The organism is Candidatus Pelagibacter sp. PS_37, assembly GCF_059417825.1.
Window position 1 is genome coordinate 570,398 of record NZ_CM182067.1, and the last position, 20,712, is coordinate 591,109.

Here is a 20,712-nt window from a genome sequence, read left to right on the forward strand (position 1 = left end):
AATAAAATTAATATTGAGTTTATATTGTGATATAAAAACTAAATAAATAAATAAACACTTATAAAATATTATGGCTGGAAGTTTAAATAAAGTATTATTAATTGGGCGTTTAGGCGCAGACCCTGAAATTAAACAAATGGTAAACGGTAAAAGCGTTGCAAGATTGAGTTTAGCAACAAGTCAATCATGGAAAGACAAGACAACAGGTGAAAAAAAAGAAAAGACGGAGTGGCACCGAATAGTTGTATTCAATGATGGATTAGTAAATGTTGTGCAGCAATATTTAAAAAAAGGAGCTCAAATTTATGTTGAAGGACAAATAGCTACTAGAAAATGGAAAGATGAACAATCTGGACAAGACAAATATTCTACAGAAATAGTAATTCAAGGATATAACTCTTCACTAACAATGTTAGGTGGAGGAAATACAGGTGGTGGAATCCAAAATGATAACACACAAGCACCTGCTAATAATTTTGAAGATAGTCCACAAACTTCAAATGATATGGATGACGAAATTCCATTTTAGTTTCTATGAAAGACACAGAAATACCTAAAGATAAAAATATTAAACTTATCTCAATGCATGATGAGATGAGTTCATCATATTTGTCATATGCGATGAGCGTAATTGTGAGTAGGGCTCTTCCTGATGTTAGGGACGGGCTTAAACCTGTTCATAGAAGAATATTATTCGCCATGTATAAAGGTGGTTACGATTGGTCAAAACAATTTAGAAAATCTGCAAGAATAGTTGGAGATGTTATTGGTAAATATCACCCACATGGAGATCAGTCTGTTTATGATGCTCTAGTTAGAATGGTTCAGGATTTTTCTATGAGTTTACCTCTTGTTCAGGGCCAAGGTAACTTTGGATCTATTGATGGAGATCCAGCTGCGGCTATGAGATATACTGAGACTAGATTAGCTAAAGTTTCGCAATACTTAATAGACGATATTGAAAAGGATACCATCGAATACAAGAGTAACTACGATGAAACAGAAAAAGAACCATCAGTTTTACCCGCTCAATATCCTAATTTATTGGTTAATGGAGCTGGTGGTATAGCAGTTGGAATGGCAACAAGCATACCTCCACATAATTTAGGTGAAATCATTGATGGAACATTAGCCTTAATTGAAAATAAAGATATTAAGATTAAAGAATTAATGAAACACATTCCAGGTCCTGATTTTCCTACAGGTGGTGTCATCATTGGGAAAGAAATTATTAAGGCTGGATATAATGTAGGTCGTGGGTCATTTAAAATTAGAGGTGAAATAAGTGTTGAAGCACAAAAAAATGGTAGAGAAAGATTGGTTATTACTTCTGTACCTTATCAAGTAAATAAATCAGTTTTAAATGAAAGAATTGCCCAACTTGTTAGAGAGAAAAAAATTGAAGGAATAAAAGATATTAGGGATGAGTCTAATAGAGAGGGGATTAGAGTAGCAATTGATTTAAGAAATGGTGTTGAGCCAGAAACTATTAAGCGATTACTTTATAAAAATACTTCGATAGAAAGTTCTTTTGGTTTTAATACTTTAGCAATCGTTGATGGCAAACCTAAAATATGTAATTTAAAAGAGTTTTTAACAAATTTTTTAACATTTCGTGAAGATGTTGTTATTAAGAAAACTAAATTTGACTTAAAAAAAGCAGAGGACAGAGCTCATATTTTGATTGGGTTATCTGTATCTGTTGAGAATTTAGATAAGATTATAAAAATTATACGGTCTTCAAAAACTCCTGATGATGCTAAAAAATCATTATTAAACACTAAGTGGAAAATTAATAAATCTTTAAAGTTAATTTCACTTGTCGAAGATAAGAAGGGGAAAAATTTATACTCATTATCTGACCCTCAAGTAATTGCTATTTTAGAACTTAGACTTCAAAAACTTACAGCTCTTGGTATTAATGAAATAGAAGTTGAAATTAAAAAATTAGCTGATTTAATTAAGGGATATAAGAAAATAATTAATTCCAAAAAAGAACTTTTAAACGTAATAAGTGAAGAGCTTAAAACTATTAAAGAAAAATTTGCTGTACCACGAAGAACTAAAATTATAGATGCTATTTTAAACTATGATATTGAAGAAACTATTCAAAAAGAGTCTGTTATTATTACAGTTACACTTCAGGGATATATTAAAAGGGGAGCATTAAGCAGCGTTAAACAACAAAAAAGAGGTGGCAAGGGTAAATCTGGGATTACAACGAGAGATGAAGATTCTGTAGTACAAACTTTATCAGTTAACACACACACTTCTGTTCTTTTCTTCTCAACAGAAGGACTTGTCTACAAAATTAAAGCTTGGAAGATACCTGAGGGATCAACTACATCAAAAGGTAAATCTCTATTTAATATCTTACCTTTAAAAAATCATCAATCAATCAGTTCAATTATGCCATTCCCTGATGATGAAAGTGATACGAAAAATCTTCAAATTGTTTTTGCAACTGCAAAGGGTAAGGTTAGAAAAAACAGTCTCGAAGATTTTTCTTCCATTAATTCAGCTGGAAAAATTGCAATAAAATTAGATCCCAATGATAAAATTGTAGGAGTTGAAATTTGTAAAGATGATCAAGATGTAATGCTAAGTACAAAAAATGGTAAATGCATTAGATTTGAATCAAAAAAACTAAGAATATTTAAGGGTAGATCCTCAAAAGGTATAAAGGGTATAGAGCTATCTCCTAATGATGAGATTGTTTCTCTTTCAATAACAAATAAAGAAAAAATAAAAAAAGATACTAAATCTGATGGAAGGTTTGTTTTATCAATTACAGAAAATGGATACGGCAAAAAAACTTTAAACAATGAATATAGAGTTACCAATAGAGGTGGTAAAGGCATAATTGGAATTGTTAACTCACCTAGAAATGGTAGTATATGTTCGTCATTTCCTGTTATAGAGGGAGATGATGTGATGATTTCAACAAATAAAGGTAGAGTGATTAGAGTTGCCGTTAAAGAAATCAGAACAGCGGGAAGAAATACTCAAGGTGTAAGAATTATCAAATTATCTGGTGATGAAAAAGTTGTTTCAGCAATAAAAATTGATGATAACTTGGAGTAATGAAAAAAGTTGCCGTATATCCCGGAACATTTGACCCAATTACCTTTGGTCATATTGATGTTATAAATAAAGCTTTAAAATTATTTGATAAAGTTATTATTGCTGCTTCTGATGGTGCTAATAAAAATTATCTTTTCAATTCAATTGAAAGAGTACAATTAATTAAAAAAGCCTTATTTGTTGATTTAAAGTTCGATAAAAAGAAGATTGAAGTTATTTCATTTACATCATTAACAACTGATTTATGCAAAAAATATAAATCTAATATTATTTTAAGAGGTTTAAGAGCAGTATCTGATTTCGAATATGAATTTCAACTAGCTGGAATGAATAGAAAATTGAACAATAATATAGAAACAATTTTTTTAATGTCTGATGTTGAAAATCAAATCATTTCATCAAGATTTGTTAAAGAAATAGTTAGACTAAAAGGCGATATCAAAAAATTTACTACAAAAAGCACAATAAAATCTTTAAAAGAAAAATATGAATAAACTTATAACAAAATTTTTAATTTTATTTTTTATACTAACCAACAACACAATCGCAGAGGAGAATATTATGATTTTAAAGCTTAAAGATGGAGACGTTAAAATAGAACTTTTTGAAGATGTGGCACCTAATCATGTCAAAAGAATTAAGCAATTAGCAAAAGATGGTAAATACGATGGTGTTGTATTTCACAGAGTGATTGATGGCTTTATGGCGCAAACTGGTGATGTTCAGTTTGGTAACTCTTCTAATGATCAATTTGATTTAAGAAGAGCTGGAATGGGTGGCTCTGATTTACCTGATCTTAAAGAGGAATTTAGTGATTTACCTCATGAAAGAGGAACGCTATCTATGGCTAGATCACAAGATCCAAATAGTGCAAACAGCCAATTTTTTATATGTTTTAAAGAAGCGTCTTTTCTAGATAGACAATATACGGTATTTGGTAAAGTTATTGAAGGCATGGATCTTGTTGATAAAATCAAAAGAGGAGATCAAAACAATAACGGTTCTGTTTCTAACCCAGATAAAATCATTAGCTTTAAATAATTTTAGTTCACAAATTTCATGGCGTTAAAGAATTTCAAATTTAATGTCATAGAAAGTGATAAATTTGCTAGAGTTGGAGTAATCGAAACTCATAGAGGCAATATTCAAACACCTGCTTTTATGCCTGTTGGAACACAGGCAACTGTAAAAGCTTGTCTTATTGACGATGTTATTAAAACAGGATCTGAAATAATTTTATCAAATACCTATCACTTAATGATCAGACCAGGTGTTGATAGAATTATTTCTGCTGGTGGTCTACATAAATTTATGAATTGCAAACTTCCCATACTTACAGATTCTGGTGGGTTTCAAGTTATGTCTCTTTCTAAATTAAACAAAGTAGACAGAGAAAAGGGTGCAATATTTAACTCTCATGTAGATGGTAAAAAATTTATATTAAGTCCAGAAGAAAGCATAAGAGTTCAAAAGGGTTTAGACTCTGATATTGTTATGATTATGGATGAGTGTCCTAAGAAAACTACTGACTATAAAGTAATTAATAAATCCATGGAACTATCCATATATTGGGCCGAAAGATCTAAAATAGCTTTTGGATTAAATCCACATAAAGCTTTATTTGGAATAGTCCAGGGTGGTCTATTCAAAGATCTAAGAACAAAATCTCTTAATAACTTAATTAAAATTGGCTTCGATGGATATGCTATTGGTGGACTTGCTGTAGGAGAAAGTCAAAATGAAATGTTTAGTGTTTTAGATGATTTAAAAAATATTATGCCTGATGATAAACCAAGATATTTAATGGGTGTGGGGACGCCAGCCGATATTCTTGGAGCTGTTAAGAGAGGTGTTGATATGTTTGACTGTGTAATGCCTACGAGATCTGGAAGAACTGGTTTAGCTTTTACTTGGAATGGTCGTGTGAATATCAAAAATAATAAATATAAAAATGATAATGAACCTCTTGATCCAAATTGTTCAAATTTAAATCTTAACAAGTATTCAAAAAACTATATAAATCATCTCTTCAATACAAACGAAATCTTAGGTTCTACACTTTTAACCTTACATAACATCAACTTTTATCAAGAATTAATGTCTTCTATTAGAGAAAATATTAAAAAAGGTACATTTGATAAATTTTATGATGAATACATTGATAAGTTGTAATTTAAATATTTGCAATTTCCGATGTTATGGAATAAATAATTGTTTTTTGGTAATAAAAATTATTTAAGTTAGATATTTTTTTATTGTTTAAATTTTTAAGTGTAAAGAAATTTAAAAATTTTAAAGAAGACTTCACCAAAAGTTTTTTTTTAAAATTAAATAAAAAAAAACATTTATCTCAACTTTAATAATTTATATGTGGGCCCTTAGCTCAGTTGGTAGAGCAATTCCCTTTTAAGGAATGGGTCGATGGTTCGAGTCCATCAGGGCTCACCACTAAAATAATCTTTTAAATATTAGCTAATTGTAATCGGTGGATAGTCTAAAATGACACTATTTTCCCATTCTGATAAATCTTTTATTCTTTTTGAGGATGATGGGTGGGTGCTCATAAATTGAGGTGGTTCTTTGCCTTTATTTTCTGCCTTCATCCTTTCCCATAACTTTTTAGTTTCCCTTATATCAAAGCCAGATAAAGATGCAAAAATCATTCCCAGGTAATCAGCTTCACTTTCTTGAGTCCTTGAGAAAGGATTCATTATTCCTATTTGTGATAATAAACCTACGGTGTTCATGCCTGTAGCTTGATTGATTTGCCCTAACTTTCCACCTGAAAAAATATCGATCAAAGAAGTTCCAGTTTGTAAAAGTGCACTTCTACTGGCTCTTTCAACCGAATGTTTAGCAACAGCATGTGCAATCTCATGACCCATTACTGAGGCAAGACCGTTTGTATTTTTTGTAACATCAAGTATTCCTGTGTACACAGCTATTTTACCACCTGGCATGCACCAAGCATTTTTTACTTTTTTATTATCTATTAAAATATACTCCCAATCAAAATTAATAGTTGGATCATTTTGACCTGCTCTATAAAAATACTCAGAAATAGCGTCTTCCATTCTTTTTCCAATATCTTTAATTTCATTGAGTGTTTTAGCGTCATCACTCATTTTTTCTTTTTCTTTAACTTTTTCAAAAATTTGAGCTGCCTGAGCATTTAATTTTGATTCAGGTATAATTTTCAATTGTCTTCTGTCTGTTATTGGGGCCGTAGAACAAGCACCGAGCATTAAGCCCGAACATCCACATCCAATATAATTTAAAAATTTTCTTCTATTCATTTTATTAAAATTTTGATAATCATATAAATATATACTTTTATGAATTTAAACAATAAAATCTTGGTTGTGCTTTTTGTTATAGCTGTATCTTTTGTAATTTATTCTAGCTATCATTAAATTTTTATGTCTATTAAGAAGAAAAAATCATTTGCTTTAAGATTAAGAAACTATTTTTTTACAGGTATAATTGTTTTAATTCCAATTGGTTTTACCCTTTATTTAAGCAAATTTTTAATTAATTTTTCTACTAAATTAGTACCATCAGGTCTAAATCCTAATACTTATCTTCCTTATGCGATACCAGGTATTGAAATAATTTTAACAATTATTTTTATTACAGTTGTTGGTGGTCTTTCTTTAACTTTTATAGGTAAAAAATTTTTACAAATAATTGATGATTTGTTTAAAAGAATGCCAATATTAAGAACAATCTACTCTGCCATTGGACAAATGACAGATTCCTTTCGGGAGCAAGAAGGCAATAAAAAAAGTGTTGTACTAGTTGAGTATCCAAGAAAAGGATCTTGGGCAGTAGGTTTTGCTACGAAAGAAAATTCAGGTGAAATTAAAGTCAAAACAAATATTAACTTAGTTAATGTTTTTGTTCCAACAACTCCTAACCCAACAAGTGGTTTTTTATTAATGATACCAAAAGACGATTTGATCTATTTAGATATGACATTTGAAGAAGCATCAAAATTTATAGTCTCAGCTGGAACCTCTAAGCCTAAAAGCTAAACCATATCATTAATTATATCTGCTTGATCATATAACTTGAGTAAAGCTTTATATTTCTTGATATCAGTATTTTCTAATTCTATCCTTTTGATTTGTTTCTCTGCCATTAAAAATAAATCTTCATTTTGAATGGGGTCTGCTAACCTAAAATTTTTAATTCCACTTTGTTTAAAACCAAGTAAATCACCAAAACCTCTTAACTTCATATCTTCTTCTGAAATTTCAAAACCATCATTAGAGTTTTTTAAAATATTAATTCTTTTTTTAGCATTCACACTTAAATTCGACTTAAACATCAATATACAGCTTGCCTGTTTTGTTCCACGTCCAACTCTTCCTCTTAACTGATGTAGCTGAGATAATCCAAATTTGTTAGCATTTTCTATTATGATTACATTAGCATTAGGAAAGTCAATACCAACTTCTATAATTGTTGTCGAAACTAAAATTGAATATTTTTTATTAAGAAATTTATTTAATATTTCTTCCTTCTCTTCATTTTCAATTTTTCCATGTAGTAGTGCAACTTTATTTGGAAAAATTTCATTAAGAAATTTATATTTCGTAACAGATGATTGGTGATCTAATTTTTTTGATTCCTCTATCAAAGGACACACCCAGAAGATTTGGTTTCCTTCATTTATTTCTTTTTTTACAAAGTTGATAACATCGTCTATTTTACTTTCTAATTTGCTATAAGTTTTAACTTCTTTTCTATTACTTGGTTTTTCTTTAATAATAGAAACATCCATATCACCATAAACTGACATAGTTAGAGTTCTCGGAATTGGTGTCGCTGACATTAAAAGAACATCACAATTATCACCCCCTTTATCTGATAAAAGTTTTCTTTGTCTAACACCAAATTTGTGCTGTTCATCAATTATAATATAACCAAGGTTTGCAAAAATAATTTTTTTTTGAAAAATTGCATGTGTGCCAAATACCATTTGAATTTCATTGTTTTCCAGTTTTTTTATAATTCTCTTTTTTTCACTATTTTCACTCTTACTAGAAAGTAATTCAATTTTGATATCTTTAGGAAATAGTTTTTTTGCTAAAGTATAATGCTGTCTGGCCAATATTTCAGTAGGAGCCATTAATGCAACTTGGAACCCTGAATTAATGACATTCAACGAAGAAATCAATGCAACAATAGTTTTACCACTCCCAACGTCACCTTGCAAAAGTCTAAACATTTTACTTTTAGAATTTAGATCCTTATTAATATCACCTAATGAAATTTTTTGATCATTGGTAAGTGTAAAGTTTAATTTATTAACTATATTCTTATGAGCTTTTTCACTGAAGTTTTTAGAAATTTTTTTAATTTTCTTAATTTTTTTTCGAATTTCTGAATTAACTAAAAAAGATGCTAATATTTCATCATAAGCAAGTCTTTTATAAAAGTCGGATTTATAATTTTCAATATTTTTTGGATCATGTAATTTTATTATAGATTCATTCCAACTTTCATTATTAAAAATTTTTAGAATATCTTTATCGTGCCACTCTGGTAAAATAGGTAAGTTTTTTAAAATTTGATTAATAATTTTATTATAGGTTTTTTCAGTAATACCTTCTGTTAATGAGTATTTATTATCAATATTTTCAATTAATGAACTGTCTTGTGAAATATATGTTGGATTCGTTATTTGATATCGTCCTTTATAATTGCCTATCTTACCGCTAATTGTCACTTCTTCATTTAGTGGTAAAATTTTTCTTACGTATCCTTCATGACTATTAAAGAATATACAATCAATCTTTCCAGTTTCATCAATACAATTAACTCTATTGGGTAAGTTTCTAACTCTTGGAAATTGATATTTTAATGGAACAATTCTGATTGTTTGGATTACTCCTATTTGAAGATCGCAAATTTTACTAACGAGTGTTCTGTCTGTATAAGATTTAGGCAGTCTCCACAGCAAGTCAAAAATATTATTTATTTTTTTTTTCTTCAAAATTTCCATGGTTTTTTTACCCACACCATTTAATTTGGTTAGATCAGCTAATAAATAATCATAATTATTCTTATTTTTCATATTAGTTGTAATATATTAAATATTATGACCATTAATATAAAGGATTTAAAAAATAAAATAACTTATAGAGCTAACTATAGAGGCACTAAAGAAATGGATAAGTTGTTAGGTTCATTTACTAAAAAATATATTGATCAGTTTAATGAACAAGAGCTAACCCTTTTGTGTGATTTGTTAGACTTTGATGATGAGAATCTTTATAAATTTAATCAAGGTCAAAATCCAACAATTCAAATTGAATTAAACAAAGTTTCAGAGATGTTTAAAAATTATAATTATGCAAGTGAATAGTGGCGGAGAGACTGAGATTCGAACTCAGGAAAGAGTTGCCCCTTTGCCGGTTTTCAAGACCGGTGCATTCAACCACTCTGCCATCTCTCCGTTAGCAACGTTTTATTATTATAAATTTTTAATTCAACAATAAAATTGATAAATTAAACAGATAATCATTTAATAGGTATAAATTTATTACTGTGGAAAAGCAAAAATTCAATACAGGTATAGGATTAACTGCACTAGGTTCTTTTTGGTGGGGTGTTATTGGTGTTATTTACTTCAAATATATTTCATTTGCAGGCTCTATAGAGGTAGTGATCCATCGTTGTGTGTGGACATCTGTAGTTTTAATAATAACTACTTTTTATTTTTCTAAATGGGATATTTTTTTTGAAATTATAAAAAATAAAAGAAATATAGTTTATTTATTTTTTTCAAGCTTACTAATTTTTATAAATTGGGCAACCTGGATTTATGCAGTGGGCACAGAAAAAATAATCGATGCAAGCTTTGGTTATTTTATTATGCCAATCTTAAGCGTATTCCTGGGATATATATTTTATGGTGAAAAAATTAATAAAAGAAGAGGTCTTTCCATAATTCTTGTTTTGGTGTCTATATCATTTCTTTTATTTAAAAGTTTTCATTCAATACCGTGGGTTGGAATAATTGTAGCTCTAAGTTGGGGTTTTTATAATCTTCTTAGAAAAAAAGTAAATGTTGATACCGATGTTGGACTTTTAATAGAAAGTCTTTTTATATTACCATTTGCGTTATTTGCTTTTTTTTTACTTTTTAAAAATAATTTAAATATCTTTAGTATTAACGAGCCTTCATTGATGTTTATATTAATGTTAGCTGGACCAATGACTGTTATACCTCTATTTCTATATGTAAGAGGTGTTGAGTTGTGTGGCCTTGGACCCACTGGAATGATTTTCTATATAACCCCAACATTTCAATTTTTATTGGGCTTTTTTTATTATGATGAGGCTTTTTCTTTCGATAAATCATTAAGTTTCATTTTAATATGGATTGCTGTAATTATTTATTTAAAAGATTTATATGAACATAATTAAATATTTTATAATTATATTTTTCACATTTATTCACGGAACATTAAATGCCAATGAAAAAGGATTTAAGGAGTGGTTGGTTAATTTCAAAGCCTATGCTTTAGAAAAAAAAATTTCAGAAAAGACATTCAATTTAGCAATGTCTGATGTTGTATTTCTACCTGATGTAATAAAATATGACCGTTTTCAACCTGAGTTTTATGAAGATACTAAAACTTACATATCCAAAAGAACTTCTAAACAAAAAGTAAGTGCGGGCATTAAACTTTACGAATTAAATAAAGATTTCATAAATTCGATAGATAATAAATTTTCTGTTGAGAAAGAGTTGCTTTTAGCATTAATGGGAATAGAGACTAATTTTGGAACTTATGTTGGAAAAATGGATATATTATCATCACTTGCAACTTTAAGTTATGATCAACGTAGATCTGATTTCTTTACTAAAGAATTAATTACTATTCTTCAATTAATAGATGAGGGGAAAATAGACCATAACATTTTATATGGGTCATGGGCAGGTGCCTTTGGTTTTTTTCAATTTATGCCATCTACAATAGACAACTATGCAATAGACTATGATAAAAATAACATTATTGAGCTTAAATCAACTAAAGATTCATTTGCATCTGCAGCTAACTACATAAATAAAATAGGATGGAAAAAAAACCAACCTTGTTTCATTAAAGTCAAATTAAAAGAAAATATACCTAACAATATATTAAATATATCTGCAAAAAAACTTCACAATAAAATTAAATTTAAGCTTTTAAAGAAATATATAATTAATGAAGATAGTTTTAATTCTATTAATGAAAATTTGATTGCATCAATAATAACGCCAGACAAAGATATAATACCAGATGCACAAAACTTAGATCCGGCCTACATAGTTTTTGATAATTATGAAAAAATACTACAATGGAATAGATCTTTAAGATTCAGCCTCGCAGTATGCACATTAAAAGAAAAGTTTGAAAATGCTTTATAAAAAACTATTAACTCTATGCTGTCTAATTTTATTAAATAACTGTACAGCAACAACCACAACCAAAAATAAAAATCTTAATTCATTGGAAAATCCATTTATAAATAAAGGATTTAGCCTTATTTATAATGATAAGTTTTATTATGATAAGGTTATTTCCAAAAAAATTGATGAAAGAAGCTTAGTTATTTTTCAAAAAAATTTAAAAAAAAATACAATTGTTAAAATTACCAATATTTTAAATAACAAATCAATTATAGGTACTGTTGGTAGTAATGCTGATTATCCTTTATTTAATAATGCAGTATTATCATTGAGAATAGCAGATGAAATTGGTTTGAATGAAAATGAACCTTATGTAGAGATTTTAGAAGTCCTAGAAGATGCAATATTTGTTGCAAAAAGAGCAAAAACATTTGAAGAAGAAAAAAAAGTTGCTAACAAAGCACCAGTTAACAATATTAATATTAGTGACCTTAATACTAAACAAAAAAACACTAAAAATGAACTAAGTAAAAAATTTTCTTATGAAATAAAAATAGCTGATTTTTATTTTAATGATACAGCATCATTGCTAGTTGATAGAATCGTAAAAGAAACCATGATTAAAAATGTCAAAATCAAAAAAATTAATGAAAAAAAATATAGAGTATATGCAGGTCCTTTTAATAACATTAACTCTCTACAAAAATCATTTAATGATATAAGCATACTTGAATTTGAAAATATTGAGATTATAAAAAATGATTAAATCAAGACTTATAACGATTTTATTGACGCTCTTACTAACAACTAATGCTAATGCAGCATTTGATGTAAAGGCTAGAACAGCAATATTACAAGATTATCTTTCTGGTGAAATATTATTTGAAAAAGATGCCGATAAATCAATTTATCCTGCATCAATGACAAAAATTATGACAGCCATTATTGCGTTTGATTTAATTAGAAGTGGTGATCTAAGTTTAGATGAAAAATTTTTAGTATCAGAGAATGCCTGGAGACTTTCATCAGCTGGCTATTCTTCAATGTTTATAATGGTTGGTGATGAAGTTAGTGTGGAAAATTTACTTAAGGGAATAATTATTGCATCTGGTAATGATGCTTGTGTTGCGTTAGCTGAAGGTATAGCTGGAACAGAAGATGAATTTGCAGTGATGATGACGGCTAAAGCTAAAGAAATAGGAATGAATAATACTAATTTTGCTAATTCATCAGGCATTAATGATACTGAAAACCTATCAACTGTAAGAGATATTATGCTTATGTCTAATTATCTTATTAAAGAGTTTCCTGAAGAATATAAGTATTTTGCAGAAAAAGAATTTACTTGGAATAGAACAGGGGGTGACCCCATTACTCAAGGTAATAGAAATCCGTTATTATATAAAAGCCTTGGGGCAGATGGAATTAAAACTGGTTATTTAGCAGTTGAAAAATACTCACTAGCATCATCTGTTGAAAGAAATGGAAGACGACTAATAGCTGTAGGTAGTGGCTTCAATACTAAAAATGATAGATCTCGTGAAAGTGCCAAACTTTTAACATGGGGTTTAACTAATTTTGACTTAGTTGAAATCACAAAAGTGAATACACCAATAGAAGATATTGATGTTTGGTTGGGTAAAAAAGATACTGTTAAAACTTATATTAAAAATGATATCTACAAAACTATTCCAAAAGGAAAAAAAAGACTATTAAAAGTATCATTGAATTATAATGGTCCAATTCAAGCTCCTATTAAAAAAGATGATATTTTAGGAAAATTAAAACTAACTTTTGATGGTGAACTTATTGAAGAATATGATCTACTTGCCTATGAAGATGTTAAAAAATTAAATGTTTTTTCAAGGTTAATGAAATCAGTTAATTTTTTAATTTGGGGCGATGTCTAAAAAACCAATAATAGTATTTGAGGGTATAGAGGGGACTGGTAAATCCCATCACATAAAAAAAATTGCAAATTACTTAACATTTAAAAAAATTAAATTTATTCAAATTAGAGAACCTGGTGGTAGTGCAAATTCAGAAAAAATAAGAAATCTAATTCTAAATAACAAGTCTACATTTAATAAAGAAACTGATTTACTACTTTATCTTTCTGCAAGAAGTGAAAATATAGAAATTATAAGAAAAAATGTTGGTAAAAAAATAATACTGATAGATAGATTTTCAGACTCAACAATTGCTTACCAACATTATGGAATGGGCGTAAACCTAAAATTTATACAAAATATCAACAATCATCTTTTAAGAGATATTAAAATTGATTTTACATTTTTGAATACTGTTAATTTATTAAATATGAAAAAAAGACTTAAACTAAGAAAAAAACTTAACAGATATGATAAATTTAACAGTAAGTTTTATGAAAAAGTACAAAATGGTTTTATAAAATTATTAAAAAAAAATCCTAAAAAATATATTAAAATAAATTCAAATCTAGATATAGATCTTAATGAAAATATAATATTAAATAAAATTAACGACTTAATTTAGATTTATGAATTTAAAACCATCAGAAACCACTAAGATTTATGGTATGGAAAATTTCCTTAATGAATTAGTTGGGCTATATAAGCAAAAAAAAATGCCTAATAAAATTTTATTATCAGGAAAAAAAGGATCAGGAAAATCAACATTAGCCTATCATTTAATTAACTATATTTTATCCGAAAATGAGGAGCACAAATATAATTTAGAAAATTTTAGTATTAATAAAGATAATAAATCCTATAAACTTTTACAAAATAACTCTCATCCTAATTTCTATTTAATAGATCTATTAACTGAAAAAAAAAGCATTGATGTAAGTCAAATACGTGAAATGATTAATTACACAAATAAATCAACATTTAATAATATGGCAAGATTTATTTTAATAGATAATGTTGAAAATCTAAATAAGAATTCTGTTAACGCGCTACTTAAAATTATTGAAGAGCCAAATGAAAATGTTTTTTTTATCTTAATAAATAATAGTGAAAAAAATATACTACCGACCCTTAAATCACGATGTTTAACATTTAAAATTAGTTTAACATTTAATAATTCTATAAATATCTCAAACTTAATACTTGAAAAAAATGTACTTGAATTTATTAATTATGACTTACTAAGTTTTTATAATTCTCCTGGTGAAATCATCAATTTATTTAATTTTGCTGAAGAAAAATCAATTAATTTAAAAGATCATACTATTTCAAGCTTTATAAACTTAATAATAGAAAATAATTATTACAAAAAAAATAAACCTATTAAAGATTTATTAATAAACTTAATTGAGCTATTCTTTTTAAAAAAATACATGATAACAAATACAAAGATTTCATTAATTAATTTTTATCATAAATTTATAAGGAAAATCTATGATACAGAAAAATTTAACCTTGATGAGGAAAGTTTGTTTTTAGAGTTTAAATCAAAGTTGTTATAAATGGATAAAAATTACTATATTACGACTCCAATTTACTACCCATCAGCGAAACCTCATATGGGTCACGCATATTCAAGCATTGCTGCTGATTTTTTTGCCAGATTCAAACGTATAGATGGTTTTGATGTTCATTTTTTAACAGGTACTGATGAACACGGTTTAAAAATACAAAGAGCTGCAGAGAAAAAAAATGTTGATCCTCAGGTTTTTTGTGATGAAATAAGTCAAACATTTAGAGATCTTTCAAAAACATTAAATTTATCTAATACTGATTTCATTAGAACTACCGAAGTAAGACACAAAAAAACAGTTCAACATTTATGGACCGAGCTTGAAAAAAATGATGATATCTATTTATCGAAATATTCAGGCTGGTATTCTGTTTCTGACGAAGCTTTCTATAGTGATGAAGAAATTACTGAAAAAGAAAACGTTAAAATAGCAACTGCATCTGGTTCACCAGTTGAATGGATAGAGGAAGAGTCTTATTTTTTTAGACTGTCTAAATGGCAAGATGAATTAATAAATTATTATGAAAAAAATCCAGACTTTATTTCACCAAAATCTAGAAAAAATGAAGTAATTAGCTTTGTAAAAGGTGGTTTAAAAGACCTCTCTATAAGTCGTAAAGCATTCTCTTGGGGTATCAAAGTCCCTAATAGTCCAGATCATGTAATTTATGTTTGGCTAGATGCTCTAACTAATTATATAAGTGCTTTAAACTATCCAGATACAAATGATGCTCTGTTTAAAAAATTTTGGCCTGCATCTGTTCATTTAATAGGTAAAGATATACTAAGATTTCACTCTGTATATTGGCCTGCGTTTTTAATGGCTGCAAAAATACCCTTACCTAAGAAAGTGTATGGTCATGGTTGGATTTTATCTGGAGATGAAAAGATGTCTAAATCAAAAGGAAATATTCTTGACCCTTTAGATATTATTGAAATTTATGGTCTTGATCCCTTAAGATATTATTTAATTAAAGAAGTTTCGTTTGGTAATGATGGTAACATTTCCCAAGATAGGTTGGAGGATTGTATCAATAGTGATTTGGCTAATAATTATGGAAATTTGTGTCAAAGAGTTACTGCATTTGCTGAAAAAAATTGCTCCTCATCTGTGCCAGACAATAAAAAATTTAATGATGAAGATTTGGTGATGCTAAATAAATTTACTGAGAATTTAACAGCAATACGTGCAGAAATTGATAATCAAAATATTAACTATTATATTAATTTCATTGTTAGCGCTTTATTTGAAGCAAATAAGTATTTTAATGATCAAGAACCTTGGAAAAAAAAAGATGATAAAGATAGATTAAATACAATTGTCTACACATCTTTAGAAATGATTAGAAAAATTTCATTCTTGCTTTATCCAATAATCCCAAGTTCAATAGAAAAAGCCTTAAAGATTTTTAATTTAGATGTAGATGCAATTAATTTTGAGTCTATTGCAAAACATGACTATCTTGTATCTGGACAGCCTATTAAAAAAATAGATATTTTATTTAAAAAAATTGAAAAGAAAGATGATTGATTCTCATTGTCATTTAGATCATGAACCTTTACTTGAGAATTTAAGTGATGTTATAAAAAGATCTAAAGAAGTTGGTATCTCAAAACTATTAACAATATGCACTACAGTAGAAAGTTTTGATAGGATAAAAAAAATTATTATAACCGACCCGATGATTTATGGAACTTTTGGTATTCACCCCCATGAGACTGAGAAAAGTCATTTAATTGATAAAAATTATATAACAAATCAAGTAAATAAAAATGAACGAATTATTGGTGTTGGTGAAACAGGCTTAGATTTTTTTTATAATCATAGTAATAAAGAAAGGCAAATTGATAGCTTTAAAGCTCATATAGAGGCTTCTATAGAGCTTAATATGCCTATTATCATACATTCTAGAAATGCAGAAGATGAAACGTATGAAATTTTAAAATCATATAAATCAGAAAAACTTAAAATTTTGATGCACTGTTTTACTGGTTCGTTAAATTTTGCAAATAAATTAATAGAATTAAATGCCTTTTTTTCAGCAAGCGGAATAATTACTTTTAAAAATAGTTTAGAACTTCAGGAAACTTTTAAAAATATTCCCTTAGATAAACTGCTTGTTGAAACAGATAGCCCATTTTTAGCGCCCATACCAATGAGAGGGAAAAAAAATGAACCAAGTTTTATTAAATATACTTTAGAAAAATTATCTATTTTAAAAGAAAAAACTGATCAAGAAATGTCAGATTTAACTACTCAAAATTTTAATAAACTTTTTAACCTATAATGTCTCTTAAATTTGTTATTTTAGGTAGTGGTAGCTCAATGGGTGTACCTAGAGCAGATGGATATTCTGGAGATTGTGATTTAAAAAATAAAAAGAATTTTAGAACAAGGTGTTCGGCTCTAATTAAATTTAACAATCAAAATATTTTAATAGACACATCGCCAGATTTGAGGTCACAACTTCTAAAAAATAGAATTAAATCTATTAGTAAAGTTTTTTATACCCATCTTCATGCTGACCAGACACATGGTATTAACGACCTTCGACCTTTTTTTTTGATAAACAAAAAACAAATTCCAGTCTATGCAGACCCTAATACTAAAAAATATTTGCTTTCAACTTTTAAATATTGTTTTAAATCATCTTTTGGTTATCCATCAACTTTGAATATTAATAGCCTTAAAAAGAAACATGAATTTACAAATAAAGATAAGAAAATTAAAATTGAATCAATAGCAGTTCAACACGGTAATATTAAAAGTATTTGCTATCTAATTAATAATAAATTGGCCTATGCAAGTGATATTAGCCTATTCTTTAAAAAAGATTACAAAAAATTAAAAAATTTAAAATACCTGATTATTGATTGTCTGTGGTACCGTAATCATTCAGCTCATTTCAATTTAGATCAAGTTTTAGAAATGGTTAAAATCTTTACTCCTGAAAAAACTATATTAACAAATATGCATAGCGATTTAGATTATGTAAAACTTAAGAAAAAATTACCCAAAAATATTATTCCTGGTTTTGATGGTTTGACTGTTAGTTTAAAGAATTAAATCTATTTGTTTTGTTATCTTATCTGACATTGGTGTAATAAAAGAATTGAATGTGTCCTGTATTTTTCCTTCTTTATTAATTAAAATCTTATGAAAGTTCCACTTAGGAACAGTAGAATTACCATAATTTTTTTTTGCCCATTTATATAAGTCATGAGCATTATTACCTTTAACATCAGCTTTGTCTGTTATTGGAAAAGTAATATTAAAATTAGTTTCACAAAAATCTTTAATTTCTGAATTAGTGCCTGGTTCTTGCCCACCAAATTGATTTGATGGAACACCTATTACATAGAAGCCCCTGTCTTTATACTTTTCATAAAGTTCTTGCAGGCCTGTATATTGCTTGGTAAATCCACACTTACTAGCAACATTTACCAAAAGTATGGTTTTTCCTTTGTATTGATTTAAATCAATAGTTTCATTATTTATATTTTTTATTGAATGATCAAAGAATAACTTTTCGTATTTAGCATCAACTTTTTCAAAAAATGTAAACATAGATAGAATTAATAGAATTAATAAATTATTTTTATAAACCATGACTTATTTTTTAGAAGCATACAATAATATAAAATATCCAAATACAGTAGACAGTAAGGATCCAGCAAGAACACCAATTTTTACTCCATCAATATACTGAATATTTTCAGCAAAGGCTAAGTTTCCAACAAACAAGCTCATAGTAAAACCAACCCCTGTTAATATTGAAACTCCGTATAAGCTTAACCAGCTAGACTTATCTGGCATTTGAGCTACACCAAATTTAACAGCAATGAAAGAAACAAGCATAACCCCAACTTGTTTACCCACGAATAGCCCTAAAAGAATGCCTAATGGAACAGGTTCTAATAATGAAGTTAATGAAAGCCCCTCCAAAGATACGCCTGCATTAGCAAATGCAAATATAGGCATTATCATAAAAGCAACATAAGGACTGATTGCATGTTCTAATTTAATTAATAAAGAGAAATCTTTTTCTTTAATTCTGTGAGGTATGGTTGAAGCTAAAAGAACACCTGCTATTGTTGCGTGAATTCCAGACTTATATGTGAAGAACCACATGAAGGCACCAATTATTAAATAGGGAATAAACTTTTTAACGCCAAATTTATTTAATGTAAGTAATAAAATATATGAAATTAAGATTAAACTTAAATAACTTATGCTTAAGTCACCTGAGTAGAAAAAGGCTATAATCAATATTGCACCAAGATCATCGATTATAGCAAGAGCCGTTAAAAAAACTTTTAAAGAAATTGGAACTCTTGAACCAAGTAAGGATAAAATTCCCAATGAAAACGCAATGTCTGTAGCAGATGGAATTGCCCAACCATTCAATGTTTCAGAATTATCAAGGTTTATAAAAACATAGACTAGAGCAGGGACCACCATTCCTCCTACAGCTCCTATAATTGGCAGCAATGCTTTTTTTAAATTAGAAAGCTCACCTTGAATAAACTCTCGTTTTATTTCTAGTGTTACAAAGAAAAAGAAAATTGCCATTAATAAGTCATTAATCCAGTGATGTACGGAAAGTTTTAAACCGAAATCATTAATACCTATAAATAGGTATTGGTTTAATGTATCAAAATATAAATTACTTAAACTAGAATTACTTATTACCAGAGCAATAATTGCTGCAATTAATAACACAAGACCACTTGCCGCTTCTAATTGAAAAAACCATTTAAAAGGTTTTGAAAGATTTTTGATCATAATTTTATATTAAATCTCTAATAAATAATGAGATATCTTTAATACTTTCATACAAATTATAAAGTATAAATTCGACATTTGGGACAATTTTCCCAATAGGATATTTAAACGTGTCCACAATAATTATAAAAGCAACGAATGATATAATTGATACAGCAAAAATATTTAATATTTTAAAATTTTTTTGTTTTTTTTGGTGTGTATTTACTTGTGTGCTTTCACCTTTATTTATCTCAATTTTTTCTTTAGTTTTTTCTTCTAAGTTAACTTCTACTTCGTCATTAGACGCATCTGATACACTTTCTACATCATTGATCGATGAATTATTTTGTTCAAAAATATTAACATTATCATTACCAATATCTTCATCAATTGAACTTACTGGGTTTTCAGGAACTACTTTTTTAAAAAACCATTTATGATCACAGCTAGCACACTGCAATAAACGACCCATGTCGGGAATTAAACTTGAGTCTATATCGAATTTTTTATTACAATTATTGCAAGTGATGATCATAAATGATGTATATCTGATTCTTGTAAAAAAGCCTTATTTTTGATGTTCTTTATTCTTTGAAATTATCAATATCTAATGTATTAGTACCTCAATCGGGGCGTAGCGCAGCCTGGTAGCGCATCTGGTTTGGGACCAGAGGGTCGCAGGTTCAAATCCTGCCGCCCCGACCAATTTATGAAAAAAGCAAAAATTTATATACCCACTAAAAATTCAATGCAGTCTGGTTTAGGTAAATTAGACAAATGGTTAATTGAATTTGAAACTGGAGATACTGGTATTAATCCTTTGATGGGTTGGGAAACAAACTCTAATACTCTTTCAGAACTAAATTTAGAATTTTCTTCTAAAGAATTAGCAATAGAATATGCAAAAAAAAATAAGATAGATTTTGAAATTATTGAACCTCAAAAAAGAAAAACTGTTAAAAAGTCATACGCAGATAATTTTCTAAAATAA

Annotated in this window: 22 protein-coding genes and 3 tRNA genes; 19 read left to right on the forward strand and 6 right to left on the reverse strand. The window is 28.0% G+C overall.

Annotation, left to right across the window (positions count from 1 at the left end; all coding sequences use genetic code 11):
• The first annotated feature begins 70 nt into the window (after positions 1 to 70).
• From ssb to AC5SL9_RS02955, 6 genes are all read left to right on the forward strand, one after another.
• Positions 71 to 529: a single-stranded DNA-binding protein gene (gene ssb / locus AC5SL9_RS02930; protein WP_006996934.1), complete on the forward strand. Its 459-nt coding sequence runs from the start codon at positions 71 to 73 to the stop codon at positions 527 to 529.
• 5 nt (positions 530 to 534) lie between these two features.
• Complete coding sequence (gene gyrA / locus AC5SL9_RS02935) at positions 535 to 3,084, forward strand: DNA gyrase subunit A (protein ID WP_271486805.1); 2,550 nt, start codon at positions 535 to 537, stop codon at positions 3,082 to 3,084.
• Positions 3,084 to 3,578, forward strand: coding sequence for a pantetheine-phosphate adenylyltransferase (coaD, locus tag AC5SL9_RS02940; RefSeq protein WP_271615819.1), 495 nt, complete (start codon positions 3,084 to 3,086; stop codon positions 3,576 to 3,578). The genes gyrA and coaD overlap by 1 nt, the downstream gene beginning before the upstream one ends.
• The gene (locus AC5SL9_RS02945) at positions 3,571 to 4,125 is read left to right on the forward strand and encodes a peptidylprolyl isomerase (protein WP_011282086.1); all 555 of its coding nucleotides are present in this window, start codon (positions 3,571 to 3,573) and stop codon (positions 4,123 to 4,125) included. Before coaD ends, AC5SL9_RS02945 begins: the two co-directional genes overlap by 8 nt.
• A gap of 18 nt (positions 4,126 to 4,143) precedes the next feature.
• Positions 4,144 to 5,256: a tRNA guanosine(34) transglycosylase Tgt gene (gene tgt / locus AC5SL9_RS02950; RefSeq protein WP_494574336.1), complete on the forward strand. Its 1,113-nt coding sequence runs from the start codon at positions 4,144 to 4,146 to the stop codon at positions 5,254 to 5,256.
• A 200-nt stretch (positions 5,257 to 5,456) separates the two neighbouring features.
• Positions 5,457 to 5,532 (forward strand) — tRNA-Lys (locus tag AC5SL9_RS02955).
• A gap of 20 nt (positions 5,533 to 5,552) precedes the next feature.
• On the opposite strand, the gene AC5SL9_RS02960 is transcribed toward AC5SL9_RS02955, so the two are convergent.
• Complete coding sequence (locus tag AC5SL9_RS02960; RefSeq protein ID WP_494574337.1) at positions 5,553 to 6,380, reverse strand: M48 family metallopeptidase; 828 nt, start codon at positions 6,378 to 6,380, stop codon at positions 5,553 to 5,555.
• A 123-nt stretch (positions 6,381 to 6,503) separates the two neighbouring features.
• Here AC5SL9_RS02960 and AC5SL9_RS02965 point away from each other — a divergent pair, with 123 nt between their 5' ends.
• A complete protein-coding gene (locus tag AC5SL9_RS02965; RefSeq protein ID WP_494574338.1) occupies positions 6,504 to 7,118 on the forward strand; it encodes a DUF502 domain-containing protein in 615 nt (204 codons plus the stop codon).
• On the opposite strand, the gene AC5SL9_RS02970 is transcribed toward AC5SL9_RS02965, so the two are convergent.
• The gene (locus AC5SL9_RS02970; protein WP_494574339.1) at positions 7,115 to 9,166 is read right to left on the reverse strand and encodes an ATP-dependent DNA helicase RecG; all 2,052 of its coding nucleotides are present in this window, start codon (positions 9,164 to 9,166) and stop codon (positions 7,115 to 7,117) included. The genes AC5SL9_RS02965 and AC5SL9_RS02970 overlap by 4 nt on opposite strands.
• 24 nt (positions 9,167 to 9,190) lie before the next feature.
• On the opposite strand from AC5SL9_RS02970, the gene AC5SL9_RS02975 reads away from it, so the two are divergent.
• Positions 9,191 to 9,457, forward strand: coding sequence for a succinate dehydrogenase assembly factor 2 (locus AC5SL9_RS02975; protein ID WP_018414115.1), 267 nt, complete (start codon positions 9,191 to 9,193; stop codon positions 9,455 to 9,457).
• Here AC5SL9_RS02975 and AC5SL9_RS02980 read toward each other — a convergent pair.
• Positions 9,458 to 9,547 (reverse strand) — tRNA-Ser (locus tag AC5SL9_RS02980).
• 92 nt (positions 9,548 to 9,639) lie between these two features.
• Between AC5SL9_RS02980 and rarD the strand changes: the two genes are divergently transcribed.
• From rarD to AC5SL9_RS03025, 9 genes are read left to right on the forward strand one after another with little or no spacing between them, the layout of a single operon-like run.
• Entirely contained in the window at positions 9,640 to 10,521 is an 882-nt protein-coding gene (gene rarD / locus AC5SL9_RS02985) for an EamA family transporter RarD (RefSeq protein ID WP_494574340.1), read from the forward strand.
• On the forward strand, positions 10,508 to 11,509 hold the full coding sequence (locus AC5SL9_RS02990) for a lytic murein transglycosylase (RefSeq protein WP_018414117.1): 1,002 nt from the start codon (positions 10,508 to 10,510) through the stop codon (positions 11,507 to 11,509). Before rarD ends, AC5SL9_RS02990 begins: the two co-directional genes overlap by 14 nt.
• The gene (locus AC5SL9_RS02995; protein WP_494574341.1) at positions 11,499 to 12,257 is read left to right on the forward strand and encodes a hypothetical protein; all 759 of its coding nucleotides are present in this window, start codon (positions 11,499 to 11,501) and stop codon (positions 12,255 to 12,257) included. The genes AC5SL9_RS02990 and AC5SL9_RS02995 overlap by 11 nt, the downstream gene beginning before the upstream one ends.
• The gene (locus AC5SL9_RS03000; protein WP_494574342.1) at positions 12,250 to 13,401 is read left to right on the forward strand and encodes a D-alanyl-D-alanine carboxypeptidase family protein; all 1,152 of its coding nucleotides are present in this window, start codon (positions 12,250 to 12,252) and stop codon (positions 13,399 to 13,401) included. The genes AC5SL9_RS02995 and AC5SL9_RS03000 overlap by 8 nt, the downstream gene beginning before the upstream one ends.
• Positions 13,394 to 14,005: a dTMP kinase gene (gene tmk / locus AC5SL9_RS03005; protein ID WP_494574343.1), complete on the forward strand. Its 612-nt coding sequence runs from the start codon at positions 13,394 to 13,396 to the stop codon at positions 14,003 to 14,005. The genes AC5SL9_RS03000 and tmk overlap by 8 nt, the downstream gene beginning before the upstream one ends.
• Positions 14,006 to 14,009: 4 nt before the next feature.
• Positions 14,010 to 14,942 (forward strand): DNA polymerase III delta subunit-related protein, encoded by a 933-nt coding sequence (locus tag AC5SL9_RS03010; protein WP_494574344.1) that lies wholly within the window; start codon positions 14,010 to 14,012, stop codon positions 14,940 to 14,942.
• Positions 14,943 to 16,484 (forward strand): methionine--tRNA ligase, encoded by a 1,542-nt coding sequence (gene metG, locus AC5SL9_RS03015; protein ID WP_494574345.1) that lies wholly within the window; start codon positions 14,943 to 14,945, stop codon positions 16,482 to 16,484. It begins immediately after the preceding gene.
• The gene (locus AC5SL9_RS03020) at positions 16,477 to 17,241 is read left to right on the forward strand and encodes a TatD family hydrolase (protein WP_494574346.1); all 765 of its coding nucleotides are present in this window, start codon (positions 16,477 to 16,479) and stop codon (positions 17,239 to 17,241) included. Before metG ends, AC5SL9_RS03020 begins: the two co-directional genes overlap by 8 nt.
• Positions 17,241 to 18,020: an MBL fold metallo-hydrolase gene (locus AC5SL9_RS03025; protein ID WP_494574347.1), complete on the forward strand. Its 780-nt coding sequence runs from the start codon at positions 17,241 to 17,243 to the stop codon at positions 18,018 to 18,020. Before AC5SL9_RS03020 ends, AC5SL9_RS03025 begins: the two co-directional genes overlap by 1 nt.
• On the opposite strand, the gene AC5SL9_RS03030 is transcribed toward AC5SL9_RS03025, so the two are convergent.
• Genes AC5SL9_RS03030 through AC5SL9_RS03040 form a run of 3 tightly spaced genes read right to left on the reverse strand, consistent with a single transcriptional unit; the run spans position 18,009 to position 20,256 of the window.
• A complete protein-coding gene (locus AC5SL9_RS03030) occupies positions 18,009 to 18,521 on the reverse strand; it encodes a glutathione peroxidase (RefSeq protein WP_494574348.1) in 513 nt (170 codons plus the stop codon). The two genes, AC5SL9_RS03025 and AC5SL9_RS03030, sit on opposite strands and share 12 nt — an antisense overlap.
• 45 nt (positions 18,522 to 18,566) lie before the next feature.
• Positions 18,567 to 19,739 (reverse strand): Na+/H+ antiporter NhaA, encoded by a 1,173-nt coding sequence (nhaA, locus tag AC5SL9_RS03035; RefSeq protein ID WP_494574349.1) that lies wholly within the window; start codon positions 19,737 to 19,739, stop codon positions 18,567 to 18,569.
• Between the two features lie 4 nt (positions 19,740 to 19,743).
• Positions 19,744 to 20,256 carry a zinc-ribbon domain-containing protein gene (locus AC5SL9_RS03040; RefSeq protein ID WP_494574350.1) on the reverse strand — a complete coding sequence of 171 codons (513 nt, stop codon included), beginning with the start codon at positions 20,254 to 20,256 and terminating at the stop codon, positions 19,744 to 19,746.
• Between the two features lie 93 nt (positions 20,257 to 20,349).
• Here AC5SL9_RS03040 and AC5SL9_RS03045 point away from each other — a divergent pair.
• Together AC5SL9_RS03045 and AC5SL9_RS03050 are read left to right on the forward strand one after the other, a co-directional pair.
• Positions 20,350 to 20,426 (forward strand) — tRNA-Pro (locus AC5SL9_RS03045).
• A 4-nt stretch (positions 20,427 to 20,430) separates the two neighbouring features.
• Entirely contained in the window at positions 20,431 to 20,712 is a 282-nt protein-coding gene (locus AC5SL9_RS03050) for an ETC complex I subunit (protein WP_494574351.1), read from the forward strand.